Consider the following 24,783-nt stretch of genomic DNA (forward strand, 5'->3'; position numbering starts at 1 on the left):
ATGAAATATACCTTTTTTTTAATATTATTTCTTCCACAGATATTATTTTCACAGAAACCAGAACAAGTGATTTTGATATTCGATGATGGACAAGATACAATTAGTTTAAAAAAAGAATTAGAGATATATACTCTAGAAGGAAAGTATACTTTTCAACATAATAAAAATAAGCACACTAAATATGACATAGAATACAAACAAATTGATGAGGACAATATAAAATCTTATTCCGTTTTTAGAAAAATTAATGAAGGTAAAACATATCCAGATTATTTTAATGAGTATTCCATCTATATCTATGTTGGTAATAAAGATGCTACTGGATGTCTCGTTCAAGTTGAAAGAGTATGGATTGTTAGTGATACGATTATAGACTAAGTATAAAAAATGGCTTGAGGAAGAGCTAGACCTAAATAAAGATCAAACTGACATTTTAAGAGGGTACTTATTGTCTACTCAAAATATGCCAGAGGTTTTAAAATACGCTTTGAATCAATATTATCCAGCAACCACAAGTAACTGTCCAAATTAAAAAATATGAAAATCAGCAACTTAATTGCTTTATTAGCCTTGGCTTTATTATCGAATACGTACACTATTGCTCAAGGTACTATTGTCAATATCATATTTGAAGAAGGCAATAATGTTATTAGGAATATAATACCTAAAACAGATGACTCAAATAGGATTGAAATGTTCTTATTCAAAAAGGAGAAGTGTGATTGTAAAAATGACAGTTATTATAATTATTTTTTTAAAGACGGAAAGCTTCAAAAGGGTATTATAGGAACTACAAATTACCCTTCACCACCTCAATTAAGCTTATTATATCAAGAAGTATAGACATAAAGTCAAAAGAGTTCAAAAAAGCAAAATAAAGGAGAATATTATCTTCAGTACTGATATTGTATTTTCTGTATGGAAATCCTTTGAGGACGTACTAAGAGAGGCCTCAAAAATTTATATTTTAACAGAAGATCCAGAACATAAAAAATATTACATTTCTTATGAGGTTTCTTTAAAGTACAAAAACTTATGATATTAATACTTACCTGCCAAGCGCATCCTACTTCAGCTTCGATTGTGGTAGATTATGATGGTGTCTAGTCTTTTACGATAACATATTTTTAAAACTCATTAGGTATAGCTACTTAATGAGTTTTTTCTTTTTAAACACTTGCATGTACTTATCATTTGTAGATATATTGCACGCTTCTTTTTAGGAGAATGAAAATTTTCACAAAAGCTATCACTTTACTTATTGGACAAAATTATGGACGTAAATCAACAAGAGTTTCGAATATTATCTACCCTACCCGCTCAAGAACTTCAATCCCACGTTGATCGCTATATATTGTTTATGAAGACTACCTATAATGTAAGATATGTAGGTTTTGCAGTAGTTGGATTATTTGCTATTTACAACATTTTTATAGCTGGAAAACGTGTTACTTATTCAGAGAAGCATATTATAGAAATGACAATGCTCACACTAGGAGTCTTAATAATAGCTATACTTATTTGGTTTTTAGTTTCCATTCTTAAGAAAAATGCTACGCTCAAAAAAGGACTAAGAGCAACTGCAGAACAGCATCTCTTAGACAAAAAATCATTTTTAAAGGAATTTAATACTCTTGTTATAGCTCAACATGATGGTAAAGGCGTTTATAAAATATAGCGTACTTAAAACACATGCAGCTCTCGCTGTACTCACCTTTGGGTGTTGATGTTATACTAAAGTTCAGTTATCTTGGTTTATATAGATATATCTTGTTTGAATATATGATTAGACTTGTAAGAATACATTTAATCCATGTGGACCTATTACCGTGATGTAACTTTATACGCCGCAGGCATTTGCTTAGTGTTTGGGCTTGTTCACGTTCCCGCTAGTGAACGTATCGCTGTAGGTATATTTACCACCATCATTATTTTTGGAGTTTTCGGCACTGGTTTAGGCGTTTTGGCATTTGCATATTTTCAGAAGCAGCAATATTATATGTATTATAATATTGGCTTTACAAAGCGCTATTTGATACTACGTGCATGGGCAGTAAATTTTGTTCTTGCCTGTATACTCACTGTATTTGTTCTTCCCTTTCTATGAAAAATGAACTTAACGTACACGGTCTTTACAAAAACTTTGGAAGGAAAACCATACTCACAGATGTATCTTTTATTCTTAGTACAGGAGATGTTTTAGGACTTTTTGGAAAAAATGGTTCTGGAAAATCTACCCTTCTCAAAATTCTTTTTGGAACACTTAAACCTACGCGCTTAGAGCTTAGCATAAATGGTACATCCATAGCACCTAAAACCGTCATACCTGAGCAACTTATTGGTTACTTACCACAAGAAAGTTTCTTACCCAAGCATTTAAAAGTAAGAGATATTATTCCGCTATTTCATGAAAACGGTGATGATCAAGACGCCATCTTTAGAGCTTCATTTGTTGAGAAAATTGCTTCAAGAAAGGCAGGTCTACTCTCCATGGGAGAAATACGCTATCTAGAATTACTACTTGTCGCAAACCTCAACCATCCGTTTTTGATGCTTGATGAACCTTTCTCTATGATAGAACCACTTTACAAGGATAAAATAAAAGAGTTTTTAATTTCGCTTAAAGCGAAAAAAGGAATCATACTCACAGATCACTATTATACAGATGTATTTGACGTTTCTACTAAGAATCTAGTGCTAAAGAATGGTATTGCTCACGAAGTTCATACTTCACAAGATTTGAAAGATTTTGGCTATTTGAAGTGATTTAACTTTCTGAAAATTTGTGCCTTGAGCTACTTGTGTGATCTCTCCTAGCATCGAGATGACAATCTGTAGTCATTTCGACAGAGTGAGGTACGAGCGACGAGAAATCGCATAACGTTTCCTATGGAGCTATATACTTAAGCTACTTGTGTGATCTCTCCTAGCGTCGAGATGACAGTTCCTTTTTTCGCGAAAGCGTACTTCTATATAAACTTCTTGATAATAGTTGCCACAGGCTCTATAGCAGTCGTTTCTTCTATAGATGGGCCAGCTACCCAAACTGTTTTATATGTAGCACTCTGAGCGGCTTTTGTGGTGTCACGCATTCCTTTTGCAAAGCGTATAGCCTTTACCCACTTCTTAAGCTTCTTATTTTTGTTAAGTAAGCCTTCTAACCACGTTTGCTTAGTCCCTATCTTTTGAACGTAAGGCGTGTTTATGACAGTACAAGGTGTACCAGAAATCTTTTGAGTCATCACGATATCTTTAGCACCGAAATCTACGCAAGCTTGTTTGTATTCTTGTGATACTGGAGCCTCTTCTGATGCTATAAAAGGGCTTCCTATACTTGCTCCTATGGCACCGTAAGACATGGCGCGTTCGAGATCTTGTTTATTTGCAACGCCTCCAGCAGTGATTACTGGAATTGTACAGTTTTCATTAAGTTCTTTTATTAATGCTTCGGGAGCGATGTTACCTCTGTGACCTCCTGCTTGATTGTTTACAGCAACGAGCGCATCACATCCCATAGCCTCCACCTTTTTTGAATAGCCAAGGTCTGTTACATCACAAAACACTTTGATTCCCTTAGGTTTTGCCTGCTCAATCACCATTTGTGGGGATCCTAAGGATGTAATTATAAAGTCTACTCCTAGCTCACAAGCCGCTTCCAGTTGTGCAGGATATTTCATGTTTGACTTATTTACAATGAGATTAATACCAAATGCTCCTCCTGGAACTTTGGCAGCCTTAAGCTCAGTAATTGCAGCCTTAAGCTCATCTATCGTTCTATAATTGAGTGCTGGCACACAAGCAGCAATTCCGTTTTCCATTCCGGCCTTTAGCATCGCTACATTAGACACTAAAAACATAGGTGCCATAATGATAGGATGTGTAATTCCAAGTAAATCTTTTAGGGTAGGTTTTGTTGTGCTCATAACATTCAATTTAAACAAATATAATCAATCTTATTATGCGTGCATAATACTTTTATGTTAGATCGTATCCGTGATTTTATCAACAATATCAACAGGTAAGATAGTCGTCATCACATTCTCATACCCTTCTGGCACAACGTTTCCATAAATAGAAGTCGGTATTTGTGGATACTTTTTTCTATCTGAAAGTAAGCAGTTTGCTTCTTGATTAAATGGTGCAAATCCTGCATGTGGGTGCGTTACTCCCCACAACGTTATGGTAGGAATCCCATACATTGCTGCTAGGTGTGCATTACCGCTATCCATAGCGAGCATACCATCTAGCTGACTAATAAGATTAATTTCTTCTTTAAATTTGAGTTTTCCGGCAACCACCTTTGTCATTATGCAACCTTGCGAAAGGTCTCTAAGTATCTCCTCCTCTTCTGGTGCTCCAAAAAGGAATAAATTGTATTGTTCTTTACCATCTAACTCTCTAATAACCTGCTCCATCAATTCTAATGGATATTGCTTACCCTGATGGGCTGCAAAAGGCGCGATACCAATCCACTTTTTATGACAACCAACGGTAAATGCAATAACCTCCTCATGTTTATTAGGTTTAGGGAGTGGTTCTGTTATAAAATGACGCCCACCTAACTCTTCAATAACATCTTGATATCTTGCTATTGTAGTCTTAAGAGCTTTAAACACTTTATCTGTACTTCTTGTAAGCGCCTTTTTATCTGGTCTTCCTTTATCTAGACAAACGCTGGGAAGATTAAGAAACTTACGCAGCATTTTTGACCGAATTACATTGTGCAAATCTGCGACATGTGTAATTCCTAACTTTTTAAGTTGTCGCGATAATTTCCACATACCGCTTACACCTTTGTGTATGGTATTTACTTCTGCTGGGATAAATGTGACATTAGGTATTGCTTCTACAATAGGCCTAAAAAAAGGTTTTGAAAGGAAGGATATTTTTATTTCTGGGTTCGCTTTCGCGAAAGCGTACACCACAGGCACCGTCATCGCAACGTCTCCCATTGCAGAGAGACGAATGATGAGCATGTGTTTTTGTTGAGCCATTATCTCGCTAGACTTGTGAAGGGTTTATCGATTTTAAACTAAATCCTTCAACAGATAATTATTTTTTAATGTTGCGAAGGACTGGGTTGAGCTCATCGTCATTGTACATCTTCATCTGCTTATAGACTTTCATGTACTTATCTCCCTTTGAGATATCCTCAAGCAAGGTATCTATCGCTGTCGAAAGGTCTACGCGTTGCTCAAGTAATATGTCAAGTTTAGTTTTACAAGCTGCTCGGTGTGCATCACTAGCATCTGTGCGAGTTGCTTCCTCGTCCATATGGTATACTTTGAGCGCTAGAATGGATAAACGATCTACTCCCCAAGCCGGACTTTCTGTATTAATTGTAGCATTCTCTTTAACCTCAACACTGTTATATTTTTCAAGAAAATAGCTGTCTATATATTCAACCATGTCTGTGCGATCTTGGTTAGACGCATCAATCTTACGTTTTAGAGTCAAGGCTGCTACTGGATCAATCTGCGGATCACGAATGATGTCTTCATAGTGCCACTGCACCGTATCTATCCAGCATTTTCTGTATAATAGGTGACCCAATAAATCTTCTCCCTTATCATACTTATTGATAAAAGGTTGATCTACCGTATTTACTAAATGATAAGTGTCGATTGCTTCTTTAAAAATGGCGTTTGCCTTTTCTGTAAACATATAATTGTTTTCTATAATGTAATTATTCTATAATGCGGAGTGCTCCATACAAGGTATAAATCCTCTGAGGCATACGGGTGATAAGCATGGTCTACAAAGATATTATTTTTTGAGTTGGCATAGCGACCTGCCTTTACTTGTTATAAGTAGCATTGGATTTAGAAACAAGAGCTGTCAAATTAAGGTAGTAGATGTATTATGATAGGTAATAATATGATAAACCATAATAAGCTTTCCTTAAATAGCAAGCTCTCTGTATTTTCGAGATAATTACTTACAATGATGGTCATTACGGGTATAATAAAGTACCACTCTGCCCCTGTTTTTGTGGTGGTAAATAAGATTACCACTAGTCCCACAGCTAGTATTCCTAAAATAACCGAGTATCTACTTTTTGATCCCGTAGAAGCCATTCGTTGTTCGCCTAGATATTTCCATATAGTCCACAATAATGTCCCTATGAAGAAAGCAATTACCGCGAGCACCTGTAAATTATTATAAGCTGTAAAATCTAGTGATATAGACTGAAATGATAATGACACCTCAGAAGGATCACCCACTTGAAACAATAGAATAGAATAATAAATTACACTAAAACTCAGTAATGCTAGTAGCGGAATAAACAGATATCTTACTACCGTGATTCTATAAAATAATAACGCTAGATAAATTGCTATAACGTACAACCAGCTAAAATAAAAAGCTAGAGAGGCTAATAATATCCACAGTGCCGCGTCAAAAATTTTGCGCTCCATGTGTAATTCTGACTTGAAACTGATGATCCTACGTAGCGCAATTAAGATAAAGAAACCAGCTATTAATATGGCGTGATCCTTTAGAGCGACTGGTAATGCCAGGCTAAATGCTGCAAACAAAAGTACTCCATATGAAGATCGCTTAGTAAGGTCATTTTTTTGAGAAACAAAACTTAATATAAACATAGTGAGCACATAAAGTACCCACATGCCCAATGTTTTAGATGTACTTGTCCATGAAAATGGTTCTGTAATTATACCTCTGTGGCTATAGAAAAACCCTAAGGTCATATATATCAAAACAACGGCAATAGCGAGTGGTTTTGAAGTCCCAAAAAATCTTGTGAGCATAGCTAGTTTTTTTCCTATTTTTGCAATAACATCTTTACTAGATGCATAATTAAGATTTCAATATTGTAAACATACAACATTATGAGTTTGACAGGATTTTTCGAAGGCATTGAAGAATTTGCAGAAGCAACTTTATTTGCACCTTTTAACGCCCTTGCCGAATTAGAATTGAGCAACTGGTGGCTTGCTAACGGAGTAAACTGGTTATTTATGCTCATTTGTGCAGCTGCAATCGTATACTGGATTATGGAAATTAAAAAGTATGACGATAACGATACTGAATACCGCGAAGCAAAAGCTCACGGTTTCTTAGGTAAAAACAGCGAGCTAGAAAGCAACCTTTAATTTACTATAGGTCAAAACCTATATCTGTACGATAATTCATCCTATCAAAATGTAGTTTTTCTATATTTTGATAGGATTTTTTTATGGCTTCTCTGTAATCTTCATGGAAGGAAGTGATAGCAATCACTCTACCGCCATTAGTAACCACTGCGCCATCTTTTTCTGTTGTTCCTGCATGAAAAGCAATAGATCCTTCAATTTTTTCAAGTCCTGTGATTACTTTTCCTTTTTCATAAGCTTCTGGATATCCTCCAGAAACAAGCATCACTGTTGCCGCACTTCTAGGATCTAGCTTAAACTCTTGCTGGTCTAATGTTTGATTATCCACCGCTTTAAAAAGTGATACAAGATCAGACTGGATACGTGGTAATACTACCTCTGTCTCAGGATCACCCATGCGTACATTGTACTCAATTACCTTAGGGTCATCTCCTACTTTGATAAGACCAATAAATATGAATCCCTTGTAATCTATATTTTCTTTAGTAAGACCATTAACCGTAGGCTTAACAATGCGGTCTTCTATTTTTTTCATAAAAGCATCATCTGCAAATGGAACTGGGCTTATTGCACCCATTCCTCCAGTGTTAAGTCCTTTATCACCTTCACCTATACGTTTATAATCTTTGGCTGTAGGAAGCACTTTATAGTTTTTACCATCTGTAAGTACAAACACACTAAGTTCGATTCCGTCTAGAAACTCTTCAATCACTACGGTCGTACTTGCATCGCCAAATTTACCACCAAGCATACTTGCTAGTTCCTTCTTTGCCTCATCAAGATCTTCTATGATTAAAACTCCTTTACCCGCCGCAAGACCATCTGCTTTTAACACATATGGAGGATTTAAAGTTTCTAAAAACGCTTGTCCTTTTTCTAGTGTTTCTACCGTAAAGGCTTCGTAGGCAGCCGTAGGAATATCATGAGCAATCATAAATTCCTTCGCTCGCTCCTTACTCCCTTCAAGTTCTGCTCCTTCCTTACTTGGCCCAATGACAGCAACGTTTTTCAGAGCTTCATCTACTTTAAAGAAGTCATATACTCCTTGTACTAGTGGATCTTCAGGTCCCACAACCACCATTGTAATTTGTTCCTTAATCACTAAAGCTTTGATAGCTTCAAAATCGGTTACGCCTACGGCAACATTGGTTGCTATTTGAGCAGTACCTGCATTTCCTGGTGCAACAAAAAGTGCATCACATTGCTCGCTCTGTGCTAGTTTATAAGCAAATGTATGCTCGCGTCCTCCAGAACCTAAGATTAAGATATTCATTATGGTATATTTTGCGTTTAGACAAAAATAAATGTTTGTATTTTGGCTCCCTAATTAAGACGATGTGAATTTATTCAACTGGGCTTTAAAAATGAAAGGATTTGATACCGCTTTCGCGAAAGCGGAATTGCAACGTATCATAGATATCCCAGAAAGTGAATATGCAGCCTATATATCTGAGCAGAAAAAAAAGATAGTTACCCATCACGAGATTTATAATTCTTTTTACAGGAGTCTTCTTACCGAAAGGGGTGAGAAAGACTGGGAAACATTGCCAGTGTTAACAAAAGCAAATCTACAACAGCCTCTTGAAAATAGGCTTTCTCAAAACTACGACCGCAAGACGGTGTACGTAGGTAAGACCTCTGGATCTTCTGGACATCCTTTTGTTTTTGCAAAAGATAAAGACGCTCATGCATTGAGCTGGGTGAGTTTCCAAAAAAGATATAACTGGTATAGTATTGATCTAGACACTTCAAAACAGGCTCGTTTTTATGGGATTCCACTCACAACAATTGCCTATCAAAAGGAAAGACTCAAGGACAAACTAGGTAACAGGTATCGTTTCCCCATTTTTGATCTTTGCGAGCATAAGCTTGCCGGTATGGTTAAAAAATTCAGCAAGACACCTTTTGACTATATAAATGGCTACACAAGTAGCATTGTATTACTTGCTAAGCATTTGAGAAAGCACCAAATTATACTCACCGATATTTGTCCGACTCTTAAAGCATGTATTGTCACTAGTGAAATGCTATTTCCTGAAGATTTACAATTAATGGAGGAGCAATTTAATGTCCCAATCATTAATGAATATGGAGCCTCAGAAGTAGGACTTATAGCCTTTCAAAATAAGGAGAATCAGCTAGAGGTAGATAGTGAACTGTTATTTGTCGAAATTCTTGATGATAAAGATAAGCCTGTACCTCACGGTGTGGTAGGGCGTATTGTAATCACATCTTTTTATAATAAAGCACATCCTTTTATACGTTATGACATAGGTGATATGGGATCTTTATCACCACTGAGCACGCTTAAAAAACCTATTTTAGAAAACTTACAAGGAAGGACAAGTGATATGGCACGGCTACCTAGCGGTAAGGTAGTCCCTGGGCTTACTTTTTATTATGTAACAAAGAGTATTATAGAGGAAAATGACAATGTAAGTGAGTTCATTATTGAGCAAACTGCTCAAGATTCATTTACATTTATTTACACCTCCGAAAGACCACTTAGTGATCTAGAGAAAAGAAATATTGCTAAAGCTACCTCTAAATATCTTGAGAATGGGCTAAAACTAAGGTATGAAAAAGTAGATGTCATGGACCGTAGAAATAGAGGAAAGCTCAAACAGTTTACATCTTTAGTCTCTTAGACATCATATCGCTGTATCCATTTAGGTCTCATTACAAAATACTCCCAGAAAAAGCGTACTAAGTATAGTGTGGCTGCTATATGAGAATATCCTAGGCAAGTTTTGTAAAACTGATAGTTGTACTTAACAAGATTTAATTTATTTGAGCTCATTGAGCCTTCTCGTACTCTATAAAGAGCTAGGTCTTCTTGCAAGCCTAAGGCTGGCATATTGCTTTTTTTCATAGCCTCTAGCCACAATGCCCAGTCTTGTCTTTTTCTAACGTCAGGAGCGCTTATTTTACCTATTGAGGTTACATTATAAATACCTGTGAGATTTCCCACATAGTTATTGCTGTGTTGCTTTTTGTAAGTGAGTTTTGGTAATGCCACGATGCGTTTACCAAGTGGCTTTCCACCTTCATCTATATGCACATAGCTGGTATAAGAAACGTCACAACCTGTTTCTTGCATGAAAGCAATTTGCTTCTCGAGTTTTTCTGCATGCCATAAGTCATCAGAGTCTAAGAAGGCTATAAATGTGCCTTGAGCGGCTTCTGTTGCAACATTACGAGTATGGGCTGCGCCACTGTTTCGCGAAAGCGTAATAAGCTTAATTCTATTATCAAAACCTGCCAAGGCTTTTACAACATCAACAGAACTATCTGTCGAGCAATCATCAACAATAATTTGCTCCCAGTTTTGATATGTCTGGTCTTGTACACTCGCGATGGTCTGCGCAATAAATGGTGCTGCATTATAGAGCGGAGTGATAATGGAGACTAGTGGCTGTATATCTTTTTTAGTAAGCTTTGTCATCTCCTACAATAGCTTTATAAATAGTATTAAAAACAATTTTAATATCTAAAAAGAGTGACCAATTTTCTACATAGAATATGTCAAATTTTACGCGGTTTACTATATCCTCTTCGGTCTCTATTTCTCCTCTATAACCACTTACTTGTGCAAGTCCTGTAATTCCCGGTTTTATGAAGTGACGTACCATAAACTTATCTATACGCTCCGCATACATATGTGTGTGTCTCACCATATGAGGTCTAGGGCCCACTACAGACATATCTCCTTTGAGAACATTAATAAATTGTGGTAACTCATCCATACTGGTTTTACGCAAGAACCTACCAACACGAGTTATACGACTGTCGTTTTTGCTCACTTGTTCAATATCTGCCTCTTCATTATCTCGCATAGACCGAAATTTATAGCAGTAAAACTCATGATAGTCTAATCCGTTACGTTTCTGTTTGAAAAATACAGTCCCTTTAGAGTCGAGCTTAATTAAAATAGCAAGTAAAGGCGTAAGCCATGTTAATATTCCTACAAGTACAGCAACAGAAAGAATAATGTCAAACGCGCGCTTAATAAACTGATTAAGCGGTTTATCTATGGGGATAGTACGGAGTGATAAGATAGGAGTAATCCCAAGGTACTGATATTCTAATTTCTTTGTAAAGATCTCGCGACTGTCTGGAATGAATTTTAATATCTTAAGGTTATTATCTGTAAATTCAGATATTTCTCTTAACTCTTCATTTGTAAACTGCTCTACAGAGCAGTAAACCTCATCTACATTATTTTCTAATATGTAATTAAATATGCTATCAAGAGATACACTTGGATCTTTAATGTCAAAGGTGCTACTCACTACGTAACCATATCTTTTATTTTCATCAAAAAACTTTTTAAGCTCCTTGACCTGTACATTCCACCCTAAAATAACAACGCGACGGTGGTTACCTCCTAAAACCGCTCTATATGTCTTTAACAAATAGAACACTCCAAACTTATTGATTCCTACGCCTACAAAAACATATAAAACATATAGAAATACAGCTACTGGAGAGGCGTCTATTTTTTGAAATAGACCAAAGAACGCAAAAACAAGTAATGCAAAAATGAATAACTGTAGTAGTAAGAGGGATACAATACGTGTGGGCTTAGTATACCTATAAACTTCATAAAAATCTGACTTGATTGTTGAAAAAATCCAAGTAGTTGTAATGTATAATGAGAACACCACAAAATTTTGATTCATGATGAGGCAGACCTTAGCGAGTAATAAAATTATCACTAAATCTATAACATAAATTGCGGGCCTTATGTAAAAGGAATACCTACCTACGCGTTGCGCCATACTTACTTACGTATGTGTTTTGAAAAGTCTTTATGCTCACTTTTATATAATTGCTCTTGGGGTAAACTTTTAAAGTAGTCAAATGTCTTTTTCATCCCTTCTGTACGACCTACTTTCGCCTCCCAATCTAATATTTCGATTGCTTTAGAAATATCTGGTTTACGTTGCATAGGGTCGTCTACTGGTAGATCTTGATAAATTACTTTTTGATCTGTTCCCGTGAGTTTTATAATCTCCTCAGCAAAGTCTTTTATTGTAATTTCATCTGGATTGCCTATGTTTACTGGTAATGCATAATCACTCAATAGTAGGCGGTAAATCCCTTCCACTTGATCATCTACATAGCAGAAAGAACGTGTTTGTAAACCGTCACCAAATATCGTTAAATCTTCTCCCCTAAGTGCTTGCCCCATAAAGGCAGGTATTACTCTACCATCATTAAGCCTCATGCGAGGTCCATATGTATTAAATATACGTACGATACGAGTTTCTAATCCGTGAAAACGATGATAAGCCATCGTGATAGATTCTTGAAAACGTTTTGCCTCGTCATATACTCCCCTAGGTCCTATAGTATTTACATTACCATAATAATTTTCATCTTGAGGATGTACAAGTGGGTCACCATAAACTTCTGATGTTGATGCAATCAAAATACGGGCATTTTTCACCTTGGCTAATCCTAATAAATTGTGTGTCCCTAAAGAACCCACTTTAAGTGTCTGTATAGGAATTTTAAGATAGTCTATAGGGCTCGCAGGTGATGCAAAATGTAGAATATAATCTAATTCACCTGGCACATGTACAAATGTCGTAACGTCGTGATGATGAAACTCAAATTGTTTTAACTTAAAGAGATGCTCAATATTTGATAAGCTCCCCGTTATAAGGTTATCCATACCAATTACATGAAAACCTTCTTTAATAAATCTATCACATAAATGAGATCCTAAAAATCCTGCAGCACCTGTAATTAAAACTCTCTTCATAATTGATTGATTAATCTATACAGACTTGAAAATCTCTGTTCGTAAAAGTAAGGAAGTATTGCCTGCTTGTAAAGCCTAAGCCCTATAACCTACTCAGGGTTTGAGTAAATTTTTCTAAAATAGGTTTCCTTGCAAATTTTTCAAGTACATACTTTCTTGCAGCTGCACCCATAGTCATAGCTGTATCTGGAGACAAGTTAAGAGTGTCTAGCTGACTCAATATTAACTTATAGTCAATAACCGAATTATAAATCCCACCATTTGAATCAGTTATGATCTTAGCTGGCTCTGCATCCGGGTGACCAGTTATGATAGATGGTCTAGCACTAGCCATCATACCTAGAATTTTTGAAGGCATAACGGTATCTACCACTTCACTTTTTTGAAATAAAATATGCACATCTGCACTAGCGAGTAGACTGGACAACTCTATAAATGGGACAGGCGCGTAAAATTTTACCTTAGTGTTTTTTAGATTTTCCTTTAGAGCCTCCATTTTTGCCCCTGCCCCTACTACGATAACTTCAAACTTATTAAAATCTAATGCTTTGATAACGTTAGTAAATAACTGCCAGTCTTGCTTGTCTCCCACGTTACCAGAATATAAGATGCTAAATTTCTCTTTTGAGAAATAAGAATGTTCTTCAGCCTTTAAAGGGTCACTCTGGTCTGCATCTATCCAGTTGGGGAGATAGTAGTTTTCGGAAGTGGTTTTCTCTTTGAGTTTGGCTAGCATTGTATAACTTATAGTGCTTACACAATCTGCTTTATTAAGAATACTACGCTCTAATTTCATCAAAGTTTTATAAGCAAAACTTGTATTCTCATTGCCAGAGGCAAGACCCGACTGAAAAGCCGCATCAAATTCAAAATCTTGAATATGAATCCAGTGTTTTGCATTACGCTTTCGCGAAAGCGTATTACCTAACCATGCACTACTCGTAAAAGGAATTACAGAGATTACAATGTCACACTCTGTAATCTGTTTGAAATTAAAGCGTGATCCTATGGTAAAATCGGCTATGTGGATAACGCGCTTTAAGAATGTAGGCTCCTTGGGAGTAAACTGTTTATATCGGTATATATCAATGGTTCCCTTCTTCTCATGCAGATAAGTTCCTTTGTTTTGATATGATTCTGCTATTTCCCATTTTGGGTAATAAGGAAATGCTGTAATCACCGAAAGCAAAGCCCCTTGTGATTCCAGATATTCTGCTAGTTGCGTGCTGTAAAGTCCTATTGCTGTGTCTTCTGGATAGAAGTTTAAGGAGATAAGCGTGATATGTTTGCCTTGTAGGTCATTCATAGGGCTTGTAAAAATAGTTTAATTGAATCTCATAATCACAAAACGGATTTATACACATCTAGCAATTTTGATACGTTCTGTTGAGGTGTATAGTTTTTCAGAAATGTTTCACGGGCGTTATTTCTCATAATTTCTTGATCTAGATGATCTACTTTTTCAATCACTTCTGTAAGACTATCAATATCGTCTAACTTGTAATGTAATCCATTGTATTGATCTTTAACTAATTGCCCAGCATTTCCAAATGATGGCGCAATCACTGGGGTGCCAAAGGAGAATGATTCTATGATAACTAACCCGAAAGTCTCGTACATCTTAGATGCTGTGATTAATGCTTGAGCATTTTTATATAAGCTCGATAACTCTTCTCCATCTTGATTTCCTACAAATTCTATATTATTATGTAGGTAAGAATAATTCTCAACTACTTCATGAAGGGGACCTGAACCCGCAATTTTGAGTCTTTTATTTGCTTTAATACAAGCTTCTATTACGTTTACAATTCCTTTTTCATCTGAGAGACGCCCTACAAATAGCATATAATTCTCTTTATCGTAGAGGTAGCCTCTATCTTCTGTAAAATTTGGCTTGATTATAACTTGTTGCTCTCTAAAAGTTATGTGAGATTTTTTAAAAATATTTTTAGAAAACTCACTAAGCAGAATCACTTTATCAATATAAGAGGACCATGTATGTAGGTGTCCATGCATGGCGTTACTAAGTACTGGGAATACTGTTGCAATCTTAGATTCTTGATAACAACCATTTTTAATAGCAGGAATGCCCCACTTACTCTTTATACAATCTTCGCAAGGTTTTCCATTTCTAAAAAGAAGCCCGTTACTGCATAGTATTCTGTAATTATGTAAAGTAACTACTACAGGTATGTGAAGCTCTTTGCAAGCGTAAAAAACCGAAGGTGATATTATAGGTAAAAAATTATGGACGTGCACCACATCAGGTAAATTCTCTTGTAAGAATGCTTTAATTACTTTCTTTTGAGAGAATGAATATGGTAGTGATACTGCGGTTTTTAACTTTCGCGAAAGCGTATTAATATTATTGTTGTTTACAATATATTGAGTGACTTTATGACCTGCTGCTTCTAGTATTAATTTTTCTCGACTTACAACGATGTCTTCACCGCCTATGTCTTTATATCTATTATGTATTTGAACTATATGCATTTCTTACTGAGAGATATTAGAAGTGAAAACAATCAAAAATGCAGATAATTTAATCACTTTCACAGTTCAAAATGATGCCTACATTAATTTATAAATTTGCAAAGTATAAAGCTTCTTTATATTTGTTGCTTATGTTTTGCCTTCCATAATAACTGGTTTAAAAACATCTGGTCCATTATATATTGTATAAAGCGTGTAAGTATATAAACTCCGAAAAATATGCCTACGTAATATGAAAATCCATTTGCAAAATCACCTCTCAATAAGAATAATAAATGAATAGAAAAGTAGAGTGCTAAAATCTTCTTGAGATAGTCGTCGCTTTTAAACCATGAAAGAAGCTTTATACATGTGATTGCAAGAACAATAGCCATCATAATGACTCCAAAAATGCCAAAATTAATGTAACCCTCAGATACTAATGGATTAGATAAATTACTGTAATGGAATCCATGATATTCAATAAGGTGCTCACCTACTAACTTTCCAGTGGTTATGGGTTTTGCCTCCCATAAACTACGAGGAACAAAAAATAATAAGCCACTTAACAATTGATTTCCGTATGAAAAGCCCTCATATTTTACGTAATCTAGGGTGGCTGTAATATTTATAAAAGCATCATAGTGTAATGTATTAAAAACCTGACCTATACCATATCCTTCAAAACTGTCCAATAACACTCTAGGTTTATCTAAAATCTCCTTAAACGTAGCCGTTACATGCGTGAGCATGGCAGAGAGTGGAAAAACTATAATCATAGAAAAGAACATAAATAGCGTCATTTTAACATTGCTATTAAGTAATCTAGGTGCTATCAAGAAGATAATACAAATGTAGATGGGACCTAAAGCGTTGCGCTTTTCCGTTAAAGGATTTTTAAACCATAATAAAAACGCTCCAAGAATTAAGAAAAGTAAGACTACAATGATAATGTTTATTGGTAGTTTTTTTCGTTTCTCAAAATATTGAAAGCATAGTACGATTCCTGCAAATGGCATCATAAATAGCACCTTTTTCCACAACAAAAGCATCCCTATCGACGCAGATGACGGGGTCCCACTATGTCTTCTTATTTCTTCTTGAACAAAACCGAAGCTAGCAATAAAAACGAGCACCGTAGCGATAGTGACTATACTAATTAGTACCGGTAGGGTTTTATATTTAGTCTGATCATAAACTGGAATAACTCTCAGTTTTCGAGACTTTTTAAAATAAAGATATGCAATAGCAAAGGTCAGGTTAAATATGATTACAAGCACATTTGTGTGTACAATTGCCGCTTTGGAGTATTTTAATTTCGTTACAAAAACTCCATTTGTAAGGTTTAACTCTCCTATTTGGAGAAGCGGAGAAAGTATAAAAAATAGAAAGCTGAAGACAAGAAACACAGAAATAAAAGGAGAAAACTCTTTCTCTTGATACAAATGCCACCAGAACATTCCAAATAATAAAAGATTACTTAAAAAAAATGATATCCATACAGAAGTATCTGCACTGAATGTTGCAAATAGAAATATACTTATCATTAGATAAGATAACATCAATATGAGTTTACCTAGCATACATCTTTAAACTTGAATATTCCCAACTATACCCATACTAATTATCTTTTCAAGCCATTGTGATTAGGAATTGCAAATAGCGATTTGGCAGTAAGAAAATTAAAGAATAATGAAAAGTATACAACACCTGCCTCCTTCTCTAAAATATTGTCGGTAAGCATTAAAATGCCATAAAAAATGATAAATAGAATTAGTAATTCGTTGTTAAACCTAACTGCAAAGATAAAGTTTATTATAAGCGTAGATAAGAAAGCTAGAAGTGCTACTACACCACCAATAATCAAAAAACTTAGAAACTGATTATGTGCATTATATCCTCCTTCTTGCAATACTGATATTTCTAATTCCTGATATTTATCAGTTAAAACTGATCTAAAATCCCCTACTCCATAACCTAAAATAGGGCTATCTAGTATAACATCTTTAGCAACGTTATAAATAGTATATCTAATATTTGTGGAGGTAGGAGCTCCTTCATAGACTGCCTCAATTTTTTTAAATTCTAAAAATTTATCTCGAGTGCGCGGAATTGCGACTATGAGTACCATTAGTCCTATTAAAGCAAAAAGATAAGGCCTTATAGTTATCTTTTTTCGTTGAAAGAGTATAAAGAGAAAAGCAACTATAGTTAAACCAATCATTGACCCTTTCTTTGCGTAAATTAGTAAGAAACAAATTAATATTAGATCTAAGACAATTAAGCCAATTATTTTCCATTTTGTTGATATGGCCTGTAATAAATACACTGAAAAGATAAGAGCAACACTACAATGCATGGATAGATATATAGCATGCATTCCATATTTTCCTACATTTAATTTCATGGTCATAGGAAAGTGTTCTAGCATTTCTATAAAACTATAATGAGTAATATAAAACCACAAAAAAGGTATTACATTAAATAGAACCACTGTAATTATATATGAAAACAAGTACTTATACTTATTTCTATATAAGAAGTTAATATCTCTTTGAGAGTACATAGAAAAACAAAGTGGGAAAACTACAAGAGATAGAAACATGATAAGTCTCTGTACTCCATACTCAAGATTATCACTATAGAATAACGTAAATACCATAACTGTAAAAACGGCACTATTTAAAAAGAAAAACTTAGTATTAAAGGTGTTTCCACTTCTAAAAAAATGTGTGCAACTCACAACAGCAAAAAGGCCGATTGCAATCGATTTTATATTAGAGGGTAATAAAATAGAAGCAAATAATAACAAGAGAGCACCATCTACTAATTTGATGCTATTTTGACTCCTTGTTATATCCATTTAATTGAAAATTATTTGAGATTATCTTTTTTTTGTTGAGTACTAGTAAAAAAAGCCTCGCTTGACGGGCTAATAATTACAGAAACTCTTTATCTATATGTATTCAACAATTTACAAAATACTTGAGCCATTGTTTCTACAGAATAATTTTTGGCGCAAAATGCGGAAATTTCATTTCTTTTCGATGTCCACAAATCAATATTGCTATACACGTTTATTAAGCTTTCGCGAAAGCTTAATTCGCTATTAGTATCAAAAAAAACAGCATTTACACCGTCTAGAACTGCTTCAATTTCTGGGGAATGCTTTTCATCTCGTGAAACGATCATAGGTACACCAAAACCAAAGCTTTGAGTTACAGACAACCCAACGTAACCAGGAGAAACACTAAAATAACTGTTGCTATATAATTCTCTCAATCGAGCTATATCATTTATATGGCCCAGCAAATGTATTCTGTGCGACAAGTTGTTTTCTATTATAAATGATTCTAGAGCCTCCTTTTCTTCTCCATCTCCTACAATAAAAAGCTGTACGTCGTTTGGAATATCATTAAATGCTTTGCTAAATACCTTTGCAAGAAAAAGTACTTTTTTACTTTCTGTTAAACGCCCCACATAAATAAGATGTTTAGGACTTCCAGCAGTTGCACCCATTTGAGATGTATTAAGAAGCGCATTAGGTGCTGCGAGAATGATTTTACGGGGCATTTTCTCTTGAAGTTCTAATTGCTGTTTATGAGTATATACCACAATAGCCCTTGCTAGCTTACGCATGAGATGTCTTAAACTATCAGTACTAGCATTTTTACCTTGTCGTGGCCATGCGTGTCCCCACAGTATCGTTTGTTTACCTAAAATTTTTCTACCTATCAATAGTATCCAATTCGAAATTATTCTAGGGTTGAGTTCAAGCACTAACAGGTTATCACTCGCTATTAATTTTATGACTTGAAATTGAATTAAAAATCTAGCGTTAAAAAAGTAATTATTCTTAGTCTTCTTATGAGGGATTGTCGCGTCAGACTGTATAGATTTTTCAAAATAGTAACTACCACTATACAACTCAAAATTATGCCCTAGATTATCTCTCAAGGCTTTAAAGAAACCTTTCCTATAATCTGGGACAGCCGTTTGAATAATAATCAACTTTTTATCTTTAGATAATTCCAACGGGTTTCGTTTTAATGAAATAATATATTGAGAATATTAAGAGGATGGCCTCTATAGAGACGGCTGTAATAACCGCTCCAAGAATTTCAAGCTGACTGATAAAAATTAAGCCTATTACGATCCCGCAAACAGCTGAGAAAGCCAATGTCTTTAATCGAGACATAAAATCACCAACAGCAGGAAAATAATGAGCAATAAATAGCATAAAATAACTAGTGAAAATGATATTAAGTGCAAGTATGTAGAAAAGATAACTATTTTCATTTATAGCTACATTATCATACAATATGTTTAACAGCCATCCTCCACAAATTAGGAATGGTAGTGTAACCATAATTGCAAGTAAACCTACTATAGGTAACATTTTTATTACGTATTCTCTCTGCTTTAAACGTGTTTGACTAACTAACCATGGAAATAACGCTTGATATAGAGAAACAAAAACCCCTTTTGAAGTTGTGATAAGCTTTTCCATACTTGTGTAAATAGCTACTGTAGACTCATTAACAAAGAAACCTAGCACTAAGATGGGAATAGTATTAATCAATCTAGCAGCGAGGTTAGACACAAATAAACTAAAGCTTTCCTTCAATAATTTTCTTACTAAGGTTAAACTAGGTTTAACAATAGAAACGTATTTTAAAGCTAAAATAATACTTAGCATTCCTGCTAGAATATATCCTATACCCATAAAGAATGGAACTTGAATATAATCTGACACATCACGTATAAACACAAATATAAGAAGTGTAAAAACTCCTTTTGCTAGAAGACTCAAGAGTGCCATCACTTTCATCTTTTCTATTCCTTGAAAAAACCAATCTACAAAGCACGCTTGTCCAAAGACCATAAGGTAGCTTAATAAAAACACTTCTTTTTCAATTTGAAATTTGGGCACAACAAAAACAGTAATAGCGTATAATATAAATACACATGTAGCGATTACAATTTTTATAAGAAGGACAGTGGAAAAAACAGTTGCCATTTCTTGCTTATCAGATCTCTGTAGCGTTATTTGTCTTGTTGCACTGAGACTAAACCCATAGTCAACAAAAATGTAGAGTACAGAACAAATGGCTTGTGCAAACATTATCAACCCAAACTTCTGCAAGCCTAATATTGAGATGAGATAAGGAAAAGTAACTATAGGTAATACTAGGTTTGTAACTTGAATAAGTAGAAGCGAGATGTAATTTACAGAAATTCTCTTCCCAAATGAGGAATGAATTAACGCCTTAATTTTATGAAAGTTTTTCAAACTCTTATGTGATTGTTACATTTAAAATTCAGTATTATGAATCTTAAATGATGGAGCCGCTTGAACTCTGTTTAAAATAAATTTATAATCACGTAAATACAAAGTATTATATTGTCCGTACGATGTGCGTAAATTTAAAGTGCGTGTAAAAGGATTATAATCATATGGCTTAAAACCGCTTTCTATGAGCTTATTATGAATTTTATTATCATCATACCCATATCTTTTAGATAGTCCATTTAACTCAATGATTATAGCTTGCAAGTTGCTATTTGAGATTGATTCCTCCATTCCTTCTAAAACGGCAGATTCAAATCCTTCTGTATCTATCTTAACGAGAGTAGTTTTATTTAATTCAAACAGACTATCAAATGTGTCTACAAGGACCTCTATAGTATTTTTTTCTCCTTCTATAGCTACATGATTCATTGTGTCTAATCCAGCAGTAAATAAAATCTTCCCTTTAGTACTGCCCACACCCATATTAAAAGATCGCGTTCTATCTTGACTATTATTTATTTCAATATTTTTTTGTAAACTTTCGAAAGTTTTAGGAACTGGTTCCACAGCAAACGTGGTAGCACCTATCTCTGATGAAGCAAGTATACTGTAACTACCTACGTTTGCCCCTATGTCGATAAATTGATCCGTATCTCGCAGAAAATGAAGAAGGAAAGCCATATCATTAAATTCCTGAAGGCCACAGTATATATTTTGGGTTGCTCCAGTCATCCCTTTAGAGACTAATAGCTTACTTTTAGTAGCAAAGTTGCAAATAATAGGCCTGTTAAGAAGCCTACTCTTTAACTGCCATTTACCAAAACGTACAAGGCCAGCTACAGGGTTTTTCTTATTAAGAGGATGTGTAACTATAAATTTAAGTGTATTGTAAAATGACATTTTTATAGGTTCTTAATATCTAAATACCAACTATATAATCTATTAACTCCATCCTCAAGCGCTACCGTATGTTTCCAGCCTAAGCTATTAAGTTTTGTAACATCTGTAAGCTTGCGCGGAGTTCCGTCTGGTTTTGAGCTATCAAAAATTAATCTTCCTTTAAAACCTATCGTTTCTTTGATGAGGGTAGCTAGCTCTTTTATAGAGATATCCTCTCCTGTGCCTATGTTGATGTGTGTATTTCTTACTTCGGGTGTGCTTCCTTTTACGTCATCAAAACTTGTGTTTTCTAAAATATGCACACAAGCATCTGCCATATCTTGACTCCATAAAAATTCTCTTCTGGGCGTTCCTGTTCCCCATATCTCCACACTTTCGGCTGTAACACCAAACTTTTCTAGTATAGGTTGCGCTTTCGCGAAAGCGGAAACATCTAAGTCCTTACAAACCTCATCATTCTTTCCTTCAGAGAGTAATTTCGCAAGATGAATTTTTCTTATTAATGCTGGTAGCACGTGAGATTTCTCTAAGTCGAAGTTGTCATTAAATCCATATAGATTAGTAGGCATCACCGAAATGAAATCTGTTCCGTATTGCAGATTATAACTCTCGCAGAGTTTAATTCCTGCTATTTTTGCAATAGCATACGGCTCATTTGTATATTCTAAAGCGCCCGTAAGTAGCGCCTCTTCAGGCATAGGTTGTAGTGCATTTTTAGGGTAAATACAAGTACTTCCTAAAAATAATAACTTCTTAACTCCGTGTAAATAACTCTGATGAATCACATTATTTTGAATCATTAGATTCACGTACAGAAAATCTGCTCGGTAGGTATTATTTGCAATTATCCCTCCCACTTTGGCAGCTGCTAGGAAAACATATTCCGGCTTTACTTTTTCAAAAAACTCTTGTGTTGCGACTGTGTTTGTTAAGTCAAGTTCCTTATGAGTACGTGTTATTATATTCGTATAACCTTTTGCTTCAAGTGTATTTACAATGGCGCTCCCTACGAGACCGCGATGTCCAGCAACAAATATTCTAGCGTTTTTAGGTATTGGTGTGTTACTCAAAATAATTCATCGTTTTATATCCGCCTTCTTTCAGGTAGCTATCTTTTTTCATTAACCTTAGGTCGCTTTGCATCATATCATCTACCAGCCCTTGTAGTTTATATTCTGGTTTCCATCCAAGCTTATTATAGGCTTTTGAAGCATCACCTATTAAAAGCTCTACCTCTGTAGGTCTAAAGTATTTGGGATCTACCTCAACAACTACTTGCCCTATTTTTACAGGATAATCTGCACTTTCTGATGCGGTAACGATTCCTTTTTCATCAATTCCTTCTCCTTCAAAAGATAACGTAACACCTATATGAGTAAATGCCATTTTTATAAAGTCACGAACCGTTGTAGTCTCTCCCGTAGCGATTACCCAATCTTCTGGCTCTTCTGCCTGCAAGATCATCCACATCATCCTTACGTAGTCTTTAGCATGACCCCAGTCACGCTTTGCATCTAAGTTTCCTAGATACATTTTATCTTGTAATCCTAATGCTATTTTTGATGTAGCCCTTGTAATTTTTCTAGTCACAAAAGTTTCTCCTCTTACTGGAGACTCGTGATTAAATAAAATACCGTTACACGCAAACATATTGTAAGCTTCACGATGATTTACGGTAGACCAATATGCATATAACTTTGCTACTGCATAAGGACTTCTTGGATAGAAAGGTGTTGTCTCAGACTGTGGCACTTCTTGTACCTTTCCATATAACTCTGATGTACTTGCTTGATAAATACGTGTCTTTTTTTCAAGACCTAAAGCTCTTACTGCTTCTAATATTCTTAATGCACCCAATCCGTCTACATTTGCTGTATACTCTGGCATCTCAAAGGATACCTGTACATGACTCATTGCGCCAAGATTATAAATCTCATCTGGCTGTACTTCTTGTATAATTCTAAACAGATTTGTACTATCTGTAAGATCTCCATAGTGGAGAAAAAATCGCTGATTATCGATATGTGGGTCTTCATAAAGATGATCTATCCTATCTGTATTAAATAAAGATGATCTGCGTTTAATACCGTGCACCTCATAGCCTTTCTTTAGTAAAAACTCACTTAAGTACGCTCCATCTTGACCAGTTACACCGGTAATTAATGCTACTTTATTACTCATAAATTCTTATTAATGTGTGGGAGAAACTATCCTTTTAATGCAGACGTTTCACGCTTGTATGATCTGTAAATACTTAATATCCCCGAGAGTATTAAAAATATAATCACAAATCCTAATGGATAAATAATAATCAAGTTATCTGCTATAGATGATTTCTTTGATGCCTGTATATCACTTACGATAACAGCAACATCAGTATAGCTTATAAAGTCATTTTTTTCAATTTCTAGATCTTCTACTAGATTTGATTTAGTATCAAATAGTGATGCTACGTTCTCGCTTTGATTATTAAAATAGAAACCCTCTCTACCCTCTTGCTTACTTATACTGTTGTCCTTATTTAAAGAGTTAATAAGCTCATTTATCTGAACAATGGATTGTTCTTGACTCTCAAGATAGGCCATATGGTTTTTAAGGCCTTCTTTTTTAAGTTCTTTAGCATATGGATTATCGTTAATAAATGATAGGAAAGATTCAATGTCTTCTAAATTTTTATCACTGTCAAATACTATTTGCAGTTTGTGAAATTTAAACTTAGATAAAAACCTATCTGTTGCAAATAATTCACGATCATCCTTGAGTTTAAACTCTCTAGTCATTTCTCCTAATGCACCATCATTTTCACCTATATAATTTACTAGGTCTATCACCTCAACTACAGGCTCTACACTAACTTCTTTAATACTAAAGCTTTCTGGTAATTTACCTAGCGATACTATAAAATTTTCATCATTTTCTTCAAGGTTATTGTTAAACTGCTCTATTGCCGTATAAACATACGCCTGACTCGTAAAATTAGTTTTAAGTAACAGGTTTGCCTCATAAGATGGCTCTTCCTTCAAAACGAACCCTATTGCTATTCCAGCAACGATGAGTAATAAAAAAACCCACCACATTTTGATAACAAAATCAAATATTCTAAAAAAAGAATAAATCACATTCTTGAATAGTCTACCTATCAAAGTAAATATATCTGAGAGGTCCATTTCTTGCTGATTTCCAGACTGATTGTAGTGATCACTCATGAGCTTACTTAAAATTGAATATTAGTT

Annotated in this window: 25 protein-coding genes; 7 read left to right on the forward strand and 18 right to left on the reverse strand. The window is 34.9% G+C overall.

Annotation, left to right across the window (positions count from 1 at the left end; genetic code table 11):
* The 5 genes from JM84_RS02190 to JM84_RS02210 all read left to right on the forward strand — a co-directional run bounded on the left by JM84_RS02190 (window position 1) and on the right by JM84_RS02210 (window position 2,766).
* On the forward strand, window positions 1–378 hold the full coding sequence (locus JM84_RS02190) for a hypothetical protein (RefSeq protein ID WP_013750703.1): 378 nt from the start codon (window positions 1–3) through the stop codon (window positions 376–378).
* A gap of 159 nt (window positions 379–537) precedes the next feature.
* Window positions 538–843, forward strand: coding sequence for a hypothetical protein (locus JM84_RS02195; RefSeq protein WP_013750702.1), 306 nt, complete (start codon window positions 538–540; stop codon window positions 841–843).
* Between the two features lie 430 nt (window positions 844–1,273).
* Window positions 1,274–1,678 carry a hypothetical protein gene (locus JM84_RS02200; protein ID WP_013750701.1) on the forward strand — a complete coding sequence of 135 codons (405 nt, stop codon included), beginning with the start codon at window positions 1,274–1,276 and terminating at the stop codon, window positions 1,676–1,678.
* Window positions 1,679–1,813: 135 nt separating this feature from the next.
* The gene (locus tag JM84_RS02205) at window positions 1,814–2,107 is read left to right on the forward strand and encodes a hypothetical protein (RefSeq protein ID WP_013750700.1); all 294 of its coding nucleotides are present in this window, start codon (window positions 1,814–1,816) and stop codon (window positions 2,105–2,107) included.
* A complete protein-coding gene (locus tag JM84_RS02210) occupies window positions 2,104–2,766 on the forward strand; it encodes an ATP-binding cassette domain-containing protein (protein WP_144782518.1) in 663 nt (220 codons plus the stop codon). Before JM84_RS02205 ends, JM84_RS02210 begins: the two co-directional genes overlap by 4 nt.
* A 203-nt stretch (window positions 2,767–2,969) precedes the next feature.
* Here JM84_RS02210 and JM84_RS02215 read toward each other — a convergent pair whose 3' ends face one another.
* The 4 genes from JM84_RS02215 to JM84_RS02230 all read right to left on the reverse strand — a co-directional run bounded on the left by JM84_RS02215 (window position 2,970) and on the right by JM84_RS02230 (window position 6,770).
* A complete protein-coding gene (locus JM84_RS02215; protein ID WP_144782520.1) occupies window positions 2,970–3,923 on the reverse strand; it encodes an NAD(P)H-dependent flavin oxidoreductase in 954 nt (317 codons plus the stop codon).
* A gap of 57 nt (window positions 3,924–3,980) precedes the next feature.
* The gene (locus JM84_RS02220; RefSeq protein WP_144782522.1) at window positions 3,981–4,994 is read right to left on the reverse strand and encodes a glycosyltransferase family 9 protein; all 1,014 of its coding nucleotides are present in this window, start codon (window positions 4,992–4,994) and stop codon (window positions 3,981–3,983) included.
* 58 nt (window positions 4,995–5,052) lie between these two features.
* Window positions 5,053–5,664, reverse strand: a complete 612-nt coding sequence (locus JM84_RS02225) for a DUF4254 domain-containing protein (RefSeq protein WP_013750696.1) — start codon at window positions 5,662–5,664, stop codon at window positions 5,053–5,055.
* Window positions 5,665–5,843: 179 nt separating this feature from the next.
* Window positions 5,844–6,770 carry a DUF6427 family protein gene (locus JM84_RS02230; protein WP_144782524.1) on the reverse strand — a complete coding sequence of 309 codons (927 nt, stop codon included), beginning with the start codon at window positions 6,768–6,770 and terminating at the stop codon, window positions 5,844–5,846.
* Window positions 6,771–6,851: 81 nt separating this feature from the next.
* Here JM84_RS02230 and JM84_RS02235 point away from each other — a divergent pair, with 81 nt between their 5' ends.
* Window positions 6,852–7,115 carry a DUF6341 family protein gene (locus JM84_RS02235; RefSeq protein ID WP_013750694.1) on the forward strand — a complete coding sequence of 88 codons (264 nt, stop codon included), beginning with the start codon at window positions 6,852–6,854 and terminating at the stop codon, window positions 7,113–7,115.
* A 4-nt stretch (window positions 7,116–7,119) separates the two neighbouring features.
* Here the strand turns inward: JM84_RS02235 and purD are convergent, their stop codons facing one another.
* Window positions 7,120–8,388, reverse strand: a complete 1,269-nt coding sequence (gene purD, locus JM84_RS02240) for a phosphoribosylamine--glycine ligase (RefSeq protein ID WP_144782526.1) — start codon at window positions 8,386–8,388, stop codon at window positions 7,120–7,122.
* A gap of 91 nt (window positions 8,389–8,479) precedes the next feature.
* On the opposite strand from purD, the gene JM84_RS02245 reads away from it, so the two are divergent.
* Entirely contained in the window at window positions 8,480–9,763 is a 1,284-nt protein-coding gene (locus tag JM84_RS02245; protein WP_144785123.1) for a phenylacetate--CoA ligase family protein, read from the forward strand.
* On the opposite strand, the gene JM84_RS02250 is transcribed toward JM84_RS02245, so the two are convergent.
* From JM84_RS02250 to JM84_RS02310, 13 genes are all read right to left on the reverse strand, one after another.
* Window positions 9,760–10,560, reverse strand: coding sequence for a glycosyltransferase family 2 protein (locus JM84_RS02250; protein ID WP_144782528.1), 801 nt, complete (start codon window positions 10,558–10,560; stop codon window positions 9,760–9,762). The two genes, JM84_RS02245 and JM84_RS02250, sit on opposite strands and share 4 nt — an antisense overlap.
* Window positions 10,544–11,896 carry an undecaprenyl-phosphate glucose phosphotransferase gene (locus tag JM84_RS02255; RefSeq protein WP_144782530.1) on the reverse strand — a complete coding sequence of 451 codons (1,353 nt, stop codon included), beginning with the start codon at window positions 11,894–11,896 and terminating at the stop codon, window positions 10,544–10,546. Before JM84_RS02255 ends, JM84_RS02250 begins: the two co-directional genes overlap by 17 nt.
* A 2-nt stretch (window positions 11,897–11,898) precedes the next feature.
* Window positions 11,899–12,885, reverse strand: coding sequence for a UDP-glucuronic acid decarboxylase family protein (locus JM84_RS02260; protein WP_144782532.1), 987 nt, complete (start codon window positions 12,883–12,885; stop codon window positions 11,899–11,901).
* Window positions 12,886–12,967: 82 nt separating this feature from the next.
* Window positions 12,968–14,191, reverse strand: coding sequence for a glycosyltransferase (locus JM84_RS02265; RefSeq protein ID WP_144782534.1), 1,224 nt, complete (start codon window positions 14,189–14,191; stop codon window positions 12,968–12,970).
* A 35-nt stretch (window positions 14,192–14,226) separates the two neighbouring features.
* Complete coding sequence (locus tag JM84_RS02270; RefSeq protein WP_144782536.1) at window positions 14,227–15,378, reverse strand: glycosyltransferase family 4 protein; 1,152 nt, start codon at window positions 15,376–15,378, stop codon at window positions 14,227–14,229.
* Window positions 15,379–15,494: 116 nt separating this feature from the next.
* Window positions 15,495–16,919 (reverse strand): O-antigen polysaccharide polymerase Wzy, encoded by a 1,425-nt coding sequence (locus JM84_RS02275; protein WP_186439096.1) that lies wholly within the window; start codon window positions 16,917–16,919, stop codon window positions 15,495–15,497.
* 62 nt (window positions 16,920–16,981) lie between these two features.
* Window positions 16,982–18,220, reverse strand: coding sequence for an O-antigen ligase family protein (locus JM84_RS02280; RefSeq protein ID WP_144782540.1), 1,239 nt, complete (start codon window positions 18,218–18,220; stop codon window positions 16,982–16,984).
* Between the two features lie 89 nt (window positions 18,221–18,309).
* A complete protein-coding gene (locus JM84_RS02285) occupies window positions 18,310–19,392 on the reverse strand; it encodes a glycosyltransferase (RefSeq protein WP_144782542.1) in 1,083 nt (360 codons plus the stop codon).
* The gene (locus tag JM84_RS02290) at window positions 19,379–20,650 is read right to left on the reverse strand and encodes an oligosaccharide flippase family protein (protein WP_144782544.1); all 1,272 of its coding nucleotides are present in this window, start codon (window positions 20,648–20,650) and stop codon (window positions 19,379–19,381) included. The genes JM84_RS02285 and JM84_RS02290 overlap by 14 nt, the downstream gene beginning before the upstream one ends.
* Window positions 20,651–20,671: 21 nt before the next feature.
* Window positions 20,672–21,550, reverse strand: coding sequence for an FkbM family methyltransferase (locus JM84_RS02295; protein WP_144782546.1), 879 nt, complete (start codon window positions 21,548–21,550; stop codon window positions 20,672–20,674).
* A 2-nt stretch (window positions 21,551–21,552) separates the two neighbouring features.
* Complete coding sequence (locus tag JM84_RS02300) at window positions 21,553–22,605, reverse strand: GDP-L-fucose synthase family protein (RefSeq protein ID WP_186439140.1); 1,053 nt, start codon at window positions 22,603–22,605, stop codon at window positions 21,553–21,555.
* Between the two features lie 7 nt (window positions 22,606–22,612).
* Entirely contained in the window at window positions 22,613–23,731 is a 1,119-nt protein-coding gene (gene gmd / locus JM84_RS02305; RefSeq protein WP_144782549.1) for a GDP-mannose 4,6-dehydratase, read from the reverse strand.
* A gap of 26 nt (window positions 23,732–23,757) precedes the next feature.
* Window positions 23,758–24,756, reverse strand: a complete 999-nt coding sequence (locus JM84_RS02310) for a hypothetical protein (protein WP_144782551.1) — start codon at window positions 24,754–24,756, stop codon at window positions 23,758–23,760.
* Window positions 24,757–24,783: the final 27 nt, after the last annotated feature.

Source organism: Dokdonia sp. Hel_I_63 (assembly GCF_007827285.1).
Lineage (GTDB): Bacteria > Bacteroidota > Bacteroidia > Flavobacteriales > Flavobacteriaceae > Dokdonia.